The following is a 14,924-nucleotide window of genomic DNA, read 5'->3' on the forward strand; positions in this document are numbered from 1 at the left end:
CTTTGACAAGATAGTGACATTGTGATGTTTGTCACAAAATTGTCATGATTAACAGGCTTATAAATGTAAAAATGTTTTATACCATACAATTTTTGCACAGTATGCTTATGGATCCCAAAAAAATAAAATGGTTACTATCGGCAATGATGACAACCATTTCCTTATACTTAAAAATAATAACCAAACAACAGCGTTACAAACAACGTTCAAACACATAAAAAAAGAGCTGTCTTCAAGCAGCTCTTTTTATTGAATTTATATATATTTTCGATGCACTACTCTTCCATCATACGTAAATAATACAGGCTTCTCTTCCACGACCGTTTCCATATGAACAGCGCGTCCCCATAACTGATAAATATACGGAAGAACTTTTTCTAAATATTTTATATCTAATTCAATTCCTTCATACCAATGTTTTAAATACAGCTCACCGTTGCGCATATAATCTCCATCATTTACCGTAATGTATGGAAACCCGCCATTGACACGCATGCTGACGAGTTGGTCGCGAATGTGCTCCCAATCTTTATCGACGATTTTATACTCTCTTCCTTGCTTTTGAAATAAATACATATCTTCGCGCATCACTAATTCTTTTGTTAAATAATTACGCAAAAACGAAATATCGGATTCCAATTCGCGCACTTCGAAAATTTTTTCGCGACCCGACCCTGGCTTCACCCCAAGTTTTTTCATTTCCTCCGTTGGGTTGTTCCAACGTTCTTCAATATCTTCAAAAATTTTCAACCCCAAATAATATGGATTAATCCCTGTGCGAGATGGCTGCACGACATTGGCGTTTAATTTCGCAAATTCAATCGCCTCTTCGCTCGTTAAATCCATTTCCCGTAAAATCCGTTGATGCCAATACGTCGCCCAGCCTTCGTTCATGATTTTCGTTTCAAGCTGCGGCCAAAAGTATAGCATTTCTTCGCGCATCATCGTTAAAATGTCGCGCTGCCAGTCTTCCAGCTCGCGGCTGTATTCTTCAATAAACAATAATACGTCTTTTTCCGGTTGCGGCGGGAATTTCCGTCGCTTTTTACGCGGTGGCGGAGTCGGCTTATCTTTTTCATCGAGCGACCATAAATCATCATATGGCGACACTATTTTTGGCGGTTCTTCTTCGTATACTTCCGTATCTTCCAAAGTCCATGATAATTTCGGACGAAGCAGTGACGGATCGATATGCTCTTGAATTGCCAATACCGCATCTAAAAACTTTTCTACTTCCAATTTTCCATATTGATGTTCGTAATGTTTGATTCTCTCAGCGGTTGCTGCCATGCTTTCGACCATATCCCGCTTTGTGTTGCTGAAACGAACGTTATTTTTGAAAAAGTCACTATGCGCTAATACATGTGCGACGATCAATTTATTTTGAATCAGCGAATTTGTATCCAATAAAAATGCGTAACAAGGGTCAGAGTTAATGACTAGCTCGTAAATTTTGCTTAAGCCTAAATCGTATTGCAGTTTCATTTTGTGAAACTGCTTGCCAAAAGTCCAGTGGGAAAACCGCGTTGGCATGCCATACGCACCAAACGTATAAATAATATCCGCTGGACAAATTTCATAACGCATCGGATAAAAATCAAGCCCAAACCCTTCAGCGATTTCCGTAATCTCCGCAATCGCCCGTTCCAACTTCTTCAAATCATCTTGTCGCATGCACATCTCTCCCCCCTTTTCCCTCTTATCACAATGTATGAGAAAAAAGGAGTTTTGATACGTATAAGTCCATTCCATATCAATTGGTAATTATTTAGGGAAGAATTGGATTATGATTAAACAATATATGGATGAATATCGGGTACCGTCAAGAATTTTGCGTAATGCAAGATAGATAGGGTATCTCTGAAATGGATTTGGAATGGATAGGGGACTAGTTTCCTCCACACGAGGGACTGAATATTCAGTCTATTGCGCAGAAAGGGAGAATCCCCTTATCGTATTGGTTTGATATTTACATTATTTGGTTAATTGTAACGTTCTTCAAACATTCGCTCGAGGGCTTCCTGTGCTTCGGCAAATCCTCTTAACTTTCGCCCTGCCCATTTCTCATTAAAATCTTGGATGGTCAAATACACGACTTTTTCCGCGGCTTCTAAACTGCTCAAACTGTTCATCGGCTTTAGACGTTTCCGAATCTCTTTGATCGTTCGTTCGATGGCATTCGTCGTGTAAATCACACTTCGAATACTGCTTGGATAGTCCATAAATGAGAAGGACATCCAACTCGTTGGCCCAAGATTGAACTTCTCTCGAGTATTTACCAGACCATTTCGACTCAAATTGTTGAAACATCTCCAGTGCAATTTTTTTATTCGGAGATCGATAAATAAGTTTCAAATCTTCTGCCATTTCGAATTGGTCTTTTTTCCGAACACGGCTGAGGGTGTTGCGGACTTTGTGCACGACACAGCGCTGCACATCGGCTTTCGGATACACCGCCTTAAAGGCTTCCTCTAGCCCCGGAAGGCCATCGAAGACGCCTAAAAACACTTCCTTGACGCCTCTTTTGTAGTGCTGTTGGAGAATCTCCTGCCATACATAGGCGCTTTCCTGTCCTCCTATGAAGAAATCCAGAATTTCACGATCTCCTTCTTCGTTCACACCTAATACCACATAAATGACTTCTTTCTCTACCGTATCGCGGCGAAGTTTCACGTACAAGCCGTCCAAATACAAGACCGAATAACGCTGGTGTAGTGGACAAGCGTGCCATTTCTCGATGTCTTCCTTCACGACATCGGTAATCCGGCTGATCGTCGCAGGAGAATAGGTGCTTCCTAGAATTCGTTCGATAAACTTGCCAATTTCCCGTGTGCTCATGCCACTTTGGTACATCCTAATGATGTCTTCCTCCAGCCAGCCGGTGTGCCGTTGGTAAGGGGCAAACAACTGTGTTTGAAATTCCCCGTTTCGGTCTCTTGGAACCAAAAGACCCTCAATCCGGCCATATTGCGTATCTAGATTTCGTTGATAGCAGCCGTTTCTCATATTGGATGTGTCCGCCTGTTCGATTTCGAGGAAATGTTTGATTTCTTCCCGCATAATCAGCTCTAATTTTTCCTTCACAAACTGACGAATGACACTTTCCAGTTGATTTGCCCAGTCGACATTCGGTATACTTCTTTTAGACATAGGTAGGGTACTCCTTTCTCTAAGATTTTTGGTCCAATCAGAGAATACCCTACCTTTTTTCTTTTGTTCTAGCAAAATGCTTTACACAAACTTTTATACATCATCCTTTAAGCGCCAAGCATTTTTATTAAAATCCCATTTAATTAATTAAGATCTCTAAAATTTAGGTCATTTGTTTTGTTAGTTTTGACTGTTTTTAATCAGGACTTTGTTAAATTTCAATGTTGATTTTTAAACCACACAAAAAGACCGAAATAAATTCGGTCTTTTTGTGTGTCTTCTTCAACTATTGCATTATTCTTTCACATTTAGCAATCGCATGCTGTTTAATGTTACGATTAATGTTGCTCCCATATCCGCAAATATCGCTAACCATAACGTTAACCAACCAGGTACAATTAACAATAACGCCAGCACCTTAATGCCCAAAGAGAAGGTAATGTTTTGCTTAATAATTGCTAAAGCCTTGCGGCTTAATTTAATCGTATATGGCAATTTACTTAAATCATCAGACATTAAAGCAATATCGGCTGTTTCAAGGGCTGTATCGGTTCCAGCACCACCCATTGCCACACCAACGGTTGAAGCTGCAAGAGCTGGTGCATCGTTCACACCATCTCCAACCATCGCAACACTTCGATACTTGTCGCGAAGCTCTTTGATGAAATTCAGTTTATCTTCTGGAAGTAAATCGGCTTTAATATCGGAAACACCGACTTGTTTTCCGATGGCTTCGGCTGTTCTTTGGTTATCTCCCGTCAGCATCACCGTTTTTTCAATACCGACTTGATGAAGTTTTCGAATAACCTCTTTGGATGATTCTCTTATTTCGTCTGCCACGGCAATTAACGCCAGAATTTCTTTTTCCGTTCCTAATGCCATGACCGTTTTCCCTTGTATTTGAAGGGTTGTAATTTGTTCTTTTATTTCTGATTGGATGCCATTTGAAAGAAGTTCTTCAAAAAGACCTGGACTTCCGACATAATACATTGCGTTATTTACTTTGGCTTTGACCCCTTTACCTGTAATGGATTGGAATTCTTCAACCGATACATCATTAAAATTCAATCCATCTTCTTCTGCTTTTCTTATAATGGCGGAAGCAAGTGGATGTTGTGAGCCTTTTTCAATGGCTGCTGTAATGGTCATTAGTTCATTTTCATTGCCATTATAAGTGACTACATCGGTGACGGAAGGAATACCTTTTGTTAATGTTCCTGTTTTATCAAAAGCAATCACTTTTAAGTTTCCTGCTTCCTCTAAATAAATACCACCTTTAATTAACACACCGTTTTTCGCTGCATTTCCAATGGCAGTTACAATCGAAACAGGCGTGGAAATAACCAACGCACACGGACAACCAACCACTAATACAGCTAGACCTCGATAAATCCATTCGCTCCAATCAGCACCCATAAATAATGGAGGAATAACGGCTAGTAAAAGAGCAAAAATGATAATGGCTGGTGTATAGTATTTGGCAAAACGATCTACAAACGCTTGAGAAGGTGCTCGTTCTGCTTGAGCTTCTTCCACTAAATGGATGATTTTCGAAAGAGTTGTATCTTCCACTCGTTTTGTAACTTTTACTTCCAATAACCCTTCTTCATTCAATGTTCCTGCAAAGACTTCATCACCGACTGTTTTGGTTACTGGAACACTTTCTCCCGTAATGGCAGCCTGATTTAGCGTAGATGTACCCTTGATGACGATTCCATCCATCGCTAATTTCTGACCAGGCTTTACGATCATAATATCTCCGACTTGAATATCGTCAACAGGGACCATCATTTCTTCATTTCCGCGACGAATTAATGCTTCTTTTGGAGCAATATCCATCAACGATTCAATGGATTGACGAGCTTTATCCATGGAATAACGCTCTAAGGCTTCGCTAATGGCGAATAGAATAACAACCGTTGCACCTTCTCCCCATTCACCAATCGCTGCAGCTCCTAAAATCGCCACTGTCATCAGCGTATTCATATCAAAATTCAATCGAACTAGGTTTTTGAAACCTTTTATAAATAACGAATATCCACCGATTAAAATTGCTGCAGCATATCCAATTGTCGCAAAGATATGCTCTTCTCCGTATTGCTTCCCTAAAAACCAACTGATCACAAGCAAAACGGCGGAAATATACACTTTAATGTTCTCTTTTTGCTTCCAAAAAGGTTCACGCTTGACTGCTTTTTCTTTATCTTCCCGAACCTTTAAGTTTTCAAAAGCTCCTGCTTTTTCTAATTCTTCGATGGTTGTTGTACCCCAAACGGTAATTTTAGATGCTCCAAAGTTTACTTTAGCATCTTGAACACCTGGCAATGATTTTACATTATTTTCAAACTTTGCCGCACAGTTTGCACAAGTAAATCCTTGAACACGGTAGGTTTTCGCTTCTGATTTAGATAATTTTGCTTGTTGTTCAGACACGGACTTTCACCTCTTTATCATGTGCTAACGCAATCATGATTAACTGCTTAATATGGTCATCATCCAGCGAATAAAATGCTAGCTTTCCTTCTTTTCGATACTTTACAATCCCTTGTTTATAAAGAGTCCGTAAATGATGGGAAGTGGTTGCAACAGAAGCCCCAATGATATTGGCAATATCACATACACATAACTCTTCATCTTGGCAAAGTGAATAGGCAATTTTTGCCCTATTTTCATCTGCCAGTGCTTTAAACAACAGGACAACACTGGATATATCTTCTTTTTGCAATTCCCCTTGTATTCGATTGACTTTTTCTTCGTCATAACAATAAATTTCACATGTATCTTTCTTACTCATTCATTATCCCCCTTTCATATTCAAATTTCCGTTTGAATATATTATACCTCATTTCTTTTATTATTCAAACATTTATTTGAATGAAAAACAAAAAAGAATTGGATGTAAAAAATCAACCTAATATTTACCAGGCATTTCATTTAATTAGCTACATCAAAAAATTCTATTAGCTAAAAACAATAAACCTCATTATCCGCAAAAAGATAATGAGGTTTACTATTTCTTAACCAAAGAATGTTTGGAACAATAAATATGCGTTTAAGCTGATAATCACCATCGCTACCATCCAAGCAAGAACTTTCAACCATAATGGATTTGCGAACTCGCCCATTTTCTTTTTATCGCTAGTGAATTGAACGAGAGGCACTACCGCGAAAGAGAGCTGTAAAGAAAGAATAACTTGGCTCAAAATAAGTAATTGAGCCGTTCCGCTTTCGCCATAAAGAGCAGTTACAACAACGGCTGGGACAATGGCAATCAATCGAGTGATCAGCCTTCTTAACCAAGCAGGAAGGCGAATGTTTAGAAAACCTTCCATCACAATTTGACCAGCTAAGGTTCCTGTTAATGTGGAGTTTTGACCAGAAGCCAACAAAGCAACTCCAAATAAAATACTTCCAAGTGTTGTTCCAAGCAGTGGAGCAAGCAAGTGATAAGCATCTTCAATCTCCGCAACATCTTTCATTCCTGCTTTATGGAATGTAGCAGCAGAAACAATAAGGATAGATGCATTAATAAATAAAGCGAAAAAGAGTGCAATGGTTGAATCCCAAGTGGCATATTTGATCGCTTGTCGTTTACCCGAGCTGGTTTGTTCGTATTGACGTGTCTGCACAATGGAAGAATGCAGATAAAGATTATGAGGCATTACGGTTGCACCTAAAATACCGATTGCAATATAGAGCATGGATGGATTGTTAATAATCTCTGGGCTTGGAACAAATCCCTTCAATATGCCACCTACATCTGGCTTAGAAAGAAAGATTTCAGTCACAAAGCAAGCACCAATGGTTAGAATTAAAACAATTACCAACGTTTCAATATAACGAAACCCTTTATTCTGTAATAGCAATACGACCAGTACATCCAGAGCTGTAATAATCACTCCATATATTAACGGAATGCCAAACAACAATTTCAAAGCGATTGCCGAACCGATCACTTCGGCTAGATCACAAGCTGCGATTGCCAACTCGCATAAAACCCATAAGATCATTGCTACAGGCTTGCTGTAATGGTCGCGACAAGCTTGGGCTAAATCCCTTCCCGTTACAATTCCCAACTTGCCAGCCAATGCTTGAAGCAATATTGCCATTAAATTGGAAAGCAAAATAACGGAAAGCAACGTGTATCCGAACTGGGAACCTCCTGCGATATCAGTCGCCCAGTTTCCCGGGTCCATATACCCCACGGCAACTAAGTATCCTGGTCCAGCAAACGCAAGAAACTTTTTCATCCAAGAACCCGTTTTTGGTATACGCAAACTTCTATATACTTCGGGCAATGTTGGTTGTGTCCGTTTCTTTCTCCAACCTTCCTCAACGACTAACGGCAGTTTTTTTCTATTTTCACTCATGATGATCACCTCATGATTGGTTTTCGCTAAATATTTTGCATTAAGGAAACTTTTGGGGTAAAAAAATTTGCTCCTACAACTTAGAATTAGATATATGTAAGAGCAAAGAAAATGTTGCCTAAATAAATTGTACATCAGAAACTTTTTTAGTCAATGGAAACTTTTATCGTTTGTTAGTTTAAGATCGCTAAAATATTGAACAAGGTACTGACCTTGTTCAAACCATTTAATGATATTTGAAGCTTATGTTTGAATGAATACTCTCCCACTTACGCTAAGCTTAGAAGGGCTATAAAAAGTTCTAACCACAACATTGCAAGCACCTTCAATGGTTTAAAATATCATTTATCAAATACTCTGCATCGGCACCCACTCCTCCAATAAGAGCAGATCCCCTTCGATACTGCCACGGCAATCCCAAGAAGTACAATCCTTTCACAGAAGTTACCCCTCTTTGGTGAATGGGCTTTCCTCTATGGTCTAAAACATTCGGAATTTGAATCCAACTGTAATCAGAATAAAATCCAGTTGCCCAAATGACATTTTGAACTTGAATTTGACTGTTATCTGCAAAAGAAATAACATCTCCTAAAATACTTTCTGTTCTGGGTTTAATTTTAATTTTGCCTTCTTGTATTAAATGTTTCAGTTCTTTACCGAAAATAGGGTCACTTTGCTTACTGATAAACTGACCTAACGAGCTGTTGATATGGACATTTAATAAACCTAATTTTTTAAACCACCAGAAAATACTTTTACCCATTATTTCAAGTGGAAAGAACTTCATTTTATGACCTACAGATAAATAAACTTCTCTGTCTTCGGACAATTCAACAGCAATTTGTGCCCCTGAATTTCCCGCACCGACTACCAAAACAGAGCCTTCTTGTAATTGAGATGGATTCAAATAACGGGATGTATGCACTTGATACACTTTATCGGATAAGCTTTCTGCAAATGGTGGAATGTATGGCTTTTGGAAAGGACCCGTTGCTACAACCACTTTCTCTGCCACATAATTACCATTATTGGTTGTAACTTTAAAAATCTCATCTTCTTTTTGAAGGGAAATGACTTCTGTGTTCAGATGAATAGGTAATTCAAATTTTTGAGCATAATCCTCTAAATAATCGGCAATTTCATCCTTGGTTGGATATCCGTTCGGGTCACCCTTTAAAGCCATTCCTGGCAAAGAACTGAACCAGCGAGGAGTAAAAAGAACTAAGGAATCATATCGGTTTCTCCAAACATCTCCGATTCGATTTTCCTTGCCAACAATGGCAAACAATATATTATTTTGTTTCAGATAATATCCCATCACTAGTCCTGCCTGACTAGCACCGATAACCAGAACATCAACGATGTGTTGCATTTTATCACCTCTCTTCTGAAAAGGATTAAACTTTCATTTCCCCGTGATGGATTTGAGAGGTTTCAATTTGAATGGTTGCATGCTGAATTTTAAAGTGGTCCTCAATAAAATGGATCGCTTCTTGTAAAACCTTTTGGCTGTCTTGATGATCTTCAATCAAAATATGGCAACTTAATGAGTCTAACCCTGAAGTAATTGTCCAAATATGAAGGTCGTGAACGTTAATCACTCCTTCAATACTTTCTAAGGCTTTTTTCACTTCATTTTGGTCAATGGTAATTGGCGTTCCTTCCATCAAAATGTGAACCGTATGTTTAATCACTCCCCAAGCGCCTTTCAAGATTAATAAGGCAACCAAAATGGAAATAATGGGGTCAGCGACATACCAACTAAAGAGCCACATGACAAGCCCAGCGATGATAGCACCTACGGAACCCAAAGCGTCACCGATCACATGAAGATAGGCACTACGCAGATTGACATTATTTTTTACATCCCCTTTTTTCATTAACGCCCAGGCACTTAAAAGATTGGCAAAAAGTCCAATGGACGCAATCAGCATCATAGAGCCGCTAGCCACGGTTGGAGGATTGTAAAAACGTTCAATTGCTTCCCAAATAATAAATCCAGCGATAACAAACAAGGTAACTCCATTAAACAAAGCGGCTAAGATTTCAAAACGATAAAAGCCATACGTTTTATTGGGGGAAGCTGGTTTGGTGGCAAACCAAATTGCCACTAAGCTAAGAACAAGTGAACTAGCATCACTAAGCATATGACCAGAGTCAGAAAGAAGGGCTAGGCTGTTTGTGATTAAACCTCCGAAAAACTCTAACAACATAATTCCAGCGGTAATGAGAAGGGCAATTGTAAGCCCTTTTTTATTTCCTTCTCTACTGTGATCATGGTGATGTCCGTGGTGATGGTGATGACCATGGTGGTCGTGAGAATGATGGTGGTGATGATGATGCATGATAAAATACCTCCTTAATGATGTTCAGAATGGTCAATGGCTTGTTTTAATAATGAAATAACATGTTCGTCATCGCAGGAGTAAAACAGTGTTTTTCCTTCACGGCGATACTTAACCAGTCTCAGATTTCGTAACATACTAAGTTGATGGGAAACGGCTGATTGAGACATTTCCAACACTTCTGCAATGTGATTGACATTGCACTCTTCTTGCGATAACAAATAAAGAATTTTGATTCGTGTTGGATCGGCTAATACCTTAAATATTCGCGATACATTTTCAATGGTTTCAGATTTTAAGAAAGAATGGTCTTCCATCTTCATGATGATTCCCCTCACTTTATTTATTATATATGAGCATATGTTCATATGTATGTATCATATTTTATATTCATTTTTTTGTCAAGTTTAGGAAATGTTTTTTCATGAAAATGGGTTATTTAGCTCATAATGAATGGAAGGAGGATGATGACAACCGTTCAGGTGGAAAAATCGGACTTGCAACATGGCGATTTAAGGGTATAAAAAGGACAGCAGTGAGCTGTCCTTTCGAATATCAGCACATCTTTTGTAAATTCTTCTTCAAGTTCCCGTATGACGTTATCCTCAAGTTTTTTACAGAAAAAACAAGTAAAATGAAACCAATATAAAACCGATTATAGCCATGATAACACAGTATATTTTGGTAGATGCGCGTAAAGCTGTTCCAAAAATTTCTTTTCCCGTCACGGAAAGCATTACCCCCATCGCCAATGCGATAATCATTGCTACTAACCAAGGAACCCCCATTCCGTAATTGCTTCCGATGAATGCTCCAACTCCTATGGGGGCGGAGGCTATGGTTGCCCCAAGTATGATGCTGAGAATTCCAAACCCAGCCATCAGCAAGGGAGTAAAAACAGCAATACCTTCTGGAATATTGTGAAGCATAATCGCAGTCATCATTGGTTTAGTCAATGAATCGTGAGTATTGGCTCCAAGTGCGATGCCTGTTGGAAAATTGTGTAGGGCAATACTGAATGTTAAAAATAGACCAGAATGTACAAATAAGTCTTTTTTAGCGTCATTGGTAATAATGATCACATGATGGGAAACCTTTTCTAGATGCTTATAAATAAAATAACCAAAAATCAATCCGACAATAGCAATAAACCAACCTCCAATTTCTATGCTTTCAGGCAAAATTTCCATCGTGACCAGTCCAAATATCATACCACTACATACTGAAAAAATGGTTGGCGTTCCTTTTTGCCAGCCTTTAAACAACCAAGCAATCACTCCGCCAGATAACATTCCAATAGCAGAAGCAGAAAACCCTAAAAGCCAAAGTGAGTTCATCCATCATCCCCCTTGTACTAAGTTGTCTTTACTTTTATATCTGCCAAACTTATAAAATATGCCTTAAGAAAACAAAAAATCCTCCACCGTGGGAGGATTGTAAAGCCTTCGTTTTCGGAAAAGTGAGGTTTGTTTATTATAAAGGCATTGGAGTTTTAGTTGGTTTTGCGTAACCTTCTTTGTACTTTTCATCAATGTAATGGCGAATTTCCTTTATAGACTTACCTTCTTGTTTCATTTTAATGGATTCCGCTGCGATTTGTAAGCAAACACCACAACGAGTACCGTGGTCATCCCAGACAACAGAACCATCTTTATTGATTTTTTTGACAAAGCAATTCATACTACTTTTATGTCCCGCACTCTCGGCACAACCGCAATAACAAGGAATCCATTGTAACAACTCTATTGATTTGCCAGCAGCTTGATATACCAAGCGGACCTCTTCACTTTGACCTTTCAAAAAGGTCGGTAAAACGTCAGCAGAAGCAGTTTTTTCTTGCAAATCCCCATTGGAAGAATGCTCTTGATGTGATTGTTCTTTATTGGAACTGCAAGCCGAAATGATCAAAGTGAGCAGAAGTAAAACAATCATTCCCTTATATTTCATCCTTGTCACCTCTTATAACATTAGACATGACTAATATATCATAAGGGGTGGACATATTCAGCGTAATAATAAATTGTTCAAAATATTGTCAATTTATAAAGCTGGTACCGTCAAGAATTTTGCGTAATGCAAGATAGATAGGGTATCTCTGAAATGGATTTGGAATGGATAGGGGACTAGTTTCCTCCACACAAGGGACTGAATATTCAGTCTATTATGCAGAAAGGGAGAATCCCCTTATCGTATTGGTTTGATATTTACATTATTTGGTTAATTGTAACGTTCTTCAAACATTCGCTCGAGGGCTTCCTGTGCTTCGGCAAATCCTCGCAACTTTCGTCCTGCCCATTTCTCGTTAAAATCTTGAATGGTCAAATATACGACTTTTTCAGCGGCTTCTAAACTGCTCAAACTGTTCATCGGCTTTAGACGTTTCCGAATCTCCTTGATCGTTCGTTCGATGGCATTGGTCGTATAAATCACACTTCGAATACTGCTTGGATAGTCCATAAAGGTGAGAAGGACATCCAACTCATTTGCCCACGATTGGACTTCCCTTGGGTATTTGTGAGACCATTTGGATTGAAACTGTTGAAACATCTCCAATGCGATTTCTTTATTCGGAGAACGATAAATGAGTTTCAGATCCTCCGCCATTTCTAATTGATCTTTTTTCCGAACACAACGGAGATAGCAGCCGTTTCTCCTATTCGGTGTTCCAGCCTGTTCGATTTCGAGGAAATGTTTGATTTCTTCCCGCATAATCAGCTCTAATTTTTCTTTCACAAATTGACGAATAACACTTTCCAGTTGATTTGCCCAGTCGACATTCGGTATACTTCTTTTAGACATAGGTAGGGTTCTCCTTTCTCTAAGATTTTTGGTCCAATCAGAGAATACCCTACCTTTTTTCTTTTGTTCTAGCAAAATGTTTTACACAAACTTTTATACATCATCGAGAAATTTGTCTAATAACAATAAACCAGCATTAGGAATCCAGTATCCTAATGCTGGTTAAAAAGAGATCGTGTCATATATGCTTGTTTCGGATGATTTACTTGCTCCGGATATAGCAGTTCTAACTTTCCTTCCCTAAGCAATCGTGAAATGTACTTTTTGCGAAGAGGATCCATCTGCCTATTCAGTAATTGACTTAATTCTTTGAGCGTTAACGGCTTAATTGCACAAAGATTTAAAATGATCTCATCCATTTCGGAAGGATGTAATCTCTTTTTCTTCCTTGCTAATTCAGAAATATCCAATAGCACTTTTTCATGATCTTTTGTTTGTTCGTTTTCGTTAGGTCCGGAGTTAGCAGCGTTAGGTCCGGAGTTATTAACATTAGGTCCGGAGCTTATCCGATTATATCTGGAGTTCCCTATAGACTTTTGATGAAACATTTCCGTTAGCGTATATTTTGTACCTCTTCCTTGTCCATTTGGTTCTAAATATCCTTTTTCCACCAGTCCGGATAATAATTTGCTTATTTCATCACTCTTTTTATCTGTCAGGCTTTGCAATCTCGTATTAGTCACATAATTTTCTTGATGTGCCGTCACTAAAATTAATACTTCATCATTGGTTAAAAACTTATAATGTTTCCCAAGAACTGCTTTTAGAAAATCGACGCTTTCCTGTGGTAATAATGAAGTTGTTCGCAACGTAAGAATCGTGCGATCCGGCTGAAATTCTTCAATTAATTCCGGGGCAGTCCAATGTTGTTCTTTCCACGCCAAATGAATATTCTCAATCCCCGACCCTGCCCGTTCACCGAGCCCAATTAACATAAACATTTTAAAAATCGTTGGATTTCTCGGATCACTTATTCCACCTTTCAGTGCTTGTTGCAAAGGAATCCGAAGAACACCCGGGTTGGAAAATCGAAATAACATCTTTTCCTTTTCGACAACAATTCCGCGTTGCCCGTAGTAATCGGCATGAGCCAACGTATTGACTAAAGCCTCACGAAGAGCAGCGTGCACCCTTGTATCATCCTTGCGAAAAAGCCCCTCCATTTGAAAAGGAATGTTTAAATCATCCGTTAGTCTGCGGATCACTTTAAAATAAAAATCATACAAATTCCCCGACCAAGTACCGTCGGAAGAAATAATCCGATCTGTCCATCTCTCCCCCGGCACATCCGAACTCTTTTCCCGATATTCTAAGAAATACTGCGGTAAATACTCTGTAATGCTGCGCTCTTCCCCAAACATGAGCAACCCGGCTAATGTTAGCCCTTCCTCGTTGGTTTCGCGTAGCCTTCCCAAAGCTCCAATTTTATATAAAAATTCCTTCAGTTCTAAACCATTCCAAGGATGATCTGGTTTCAAAGAAGAAAAGCGATTTCGATAACTTCTCACCGATTCCATATTCAAATCATTTAAACCGTAATTGGGAAGAACTTTGCTGTCTTGAGGAATTGGCGACTGGTCCGCTATCATTCGTTGTACTTCTTCCTTAGTACATTTATAATCCCCTTCATAATTGCGGCGATATGTACCTGTAAAAGGATTATGACCAATATAAATTGGCTTGTCCTCACGCGAAGCCCTTGGAACATAAATTTTCACGATTTCTTTCCCATCAACTTCAACAATTTCTACATTTCGATCCACTAAGATATTTTTGCTAATTCTTTGTGGATTATTAATTCCGTCCCAAAAGTCTTTAACTAACTTTTTTGCATCAACATGGACTGGGAAAAACTCTTGTCCTTTTTGCTCGACCCCAAGCAAAATAATACCGCCATTTGTATTTGCAAAAGCAGAATACGTTTCCCAAACATCTTTCGGCAGACCACCTTTGGCTGCTTTACATTCCAATTCGGCATTTTCCCCATCGTCTATAATACGTAACAAATCCTTTGCGTCCATTCCGCCATATATCCCCTTTAAATTTCTAATATTATTTACTACAAATTATTTGACAAAGAAAAGAAACAATCCTTTTAACATTTAACAAATTATACAATTTCCCATTTGTCAAAGAAATCTATGGTTCACCAAAATGTATTACAAACGTTATTTTAGCATGATCACTAAACATTATCGAACCATGCAGCAAACCATTAATCAAATGTGCAATATTTAAACATTTTAACATCAAGAAAATA

General features: G+C 38.7%; 10 protein-coding genes and 2 pseudogenes. All 12 read right to left on the reverse strand.

Annotated elements, in window-relative coordinates:
• Positions 1-255: 255 nt before the first annotated feature.
• Positions 256-1,674, reverse strand: a complete 1,419-nt coding sequence (locus FNL97_RS14605; protein ID WP_143416349.1) for a SpoVR family protein — start codon at positions 1,672-1,674, stop codon at positions 256-258.
• A 308-nt stretch (positions 1,675-1,982) separates the two neighbouring features.
• Positions 1,983-3,150, reverse strand: a pseudogene (locus FNL97_RS14610) (IS256 family transposase).
• Positions 3,151-3,444: 294 nt separating this feature from the next.
• The gene (locus FNL97_RS14615) at positions 3,445-5,583 is read right to left on the reverse strand and encodes a heavy metal translocating P-type ATPase (RefSeq protein ID WP_143416042.1); all 2,139 of its coding nucleotides are present in this window, start codon (positions 5,581-5,583) and stop codon (positions 3,445-3,447) included.
• Positions 5,576-5,944 (reverse strand): ArsR/SmtB family transcription factor, encoded by a 369-nt coding sequence (locus tag FNL97_RS14620; protein ID WP_011230088.1) that lies wholly within the window; start codon positions 5,942-5,944, stop codon positions 5,576-5,578. The genes FNL97_RS14615 and FNL97_RS14620 overlap by 8 nt, the downstream gene beginning before the upstream one ends.
• A 223-nt stretch (positions 5,945-6,167) precedes the next feature.
• The gene (locus tag FNL97_RS14625; RefSeq protein WP_143416043.1) at positions 6,168-7,520 is read right to left on the reverse strand and encodes an Nramp family divalent metal transporter; all 1,353 of its coding nucleotides are present in this window, start codon (positions 7,518-7,520) and stop codon (positions 6,168-6,170) included.
• 325 nt (positions 7,521-7,845) lie between these two features.
• Positions 7,846-8,892, reverse strand: coding sequence for a flavin-containing monooxygenase (locus FNL97_RS14630; protein WP_143416044.1), 1,047 nt, complete (start codon positions 8,890-8,892; stop codon positions 7,846-7,848).
• Between the two features lie 25 nt (positions 8,893-8,917).
• Positions 8,918-9,865 (reverse strand): cation diffusion facilitator family transporter, encoded by a 948-nt coding sequence (locus tag FNL97_RS14635; RefSeq protein WP_011230085.1) that lies wholly within the window; start codon positions 9,863-9,865, stop codon positions 8,918-8,920.
• A gap of 14 nt (positions 9,866-9,879) precedes the next feature.
• Complete coding sequence (locus FNL97_RS14640) at positions 9,880-10,188, reverse strand: ArsR/SmtB family transcription factor (protein WP_011230084.1); 309 nt, start codon at positions 10,186-10,188, stop codon at positions 9,880-9,882.
• A 291-nt stretch (positions 10,189-10,479) separates the two neighbouring features.
• Positions 10,480-11,202 carry a ZIP family metal transporter gene (locus tag FNL97_RS14645; RefSeq protein WP_012749256.1) on the reverse strand — a complete coding sequence of 241 codons (723 nt, stop codon included), beginning with the start codon at positions 11,200-11,202 and terminating at the stop codon, positions 10,480-10,482.
• A 136-nt stretch (positions 11,203-11,338) separates the two neighbouring features.
• On the reverse strand, positions 11,339-11,812 hold the full coding sequence (locus FNL97_RS14650) for a PCYCGC domain-containing protein (RefSeq protein WP_011230081.1): 474 nt from the start codon (positions 11,810-11,812) through the stop codon (positions 11,339-11,341).
• A 270-nt stretch (positions 11,813-12,082) separates the two neighbouring features.
• Positions 12,083-12,502, reverse strand: a pseudogene (locus FNL97_RS14655) (transposase); the annotation flags it as partial.
• A gap of 314 nt (positions 12,503-12,816) precedes the next feature.
• Positions 12,817-14,685: a DUF8451 domain-containing protein gene (locus FNL97_RS14660; RefSeq protein ID WP_143416046.1), complete on the reverse strand. Its 1,869-nt coding sequence runs from the start codon at positions 14,683-14,685 to the stop codon at positions 12,817-12,819.
• Positions 14,686-14,924: the final 239 nt, after the last annotated feature.

This window comes from Geobacillus sp. E263, from assembly GCF_007197795.1.
In the GTDB taxonomy this organism is placed as follows: Bacteria; Bacillota; Bacilli; order Bacillales; family Anoxybacillaceae; genus Parageobacillus_B; species Parageobacillus_B toebii.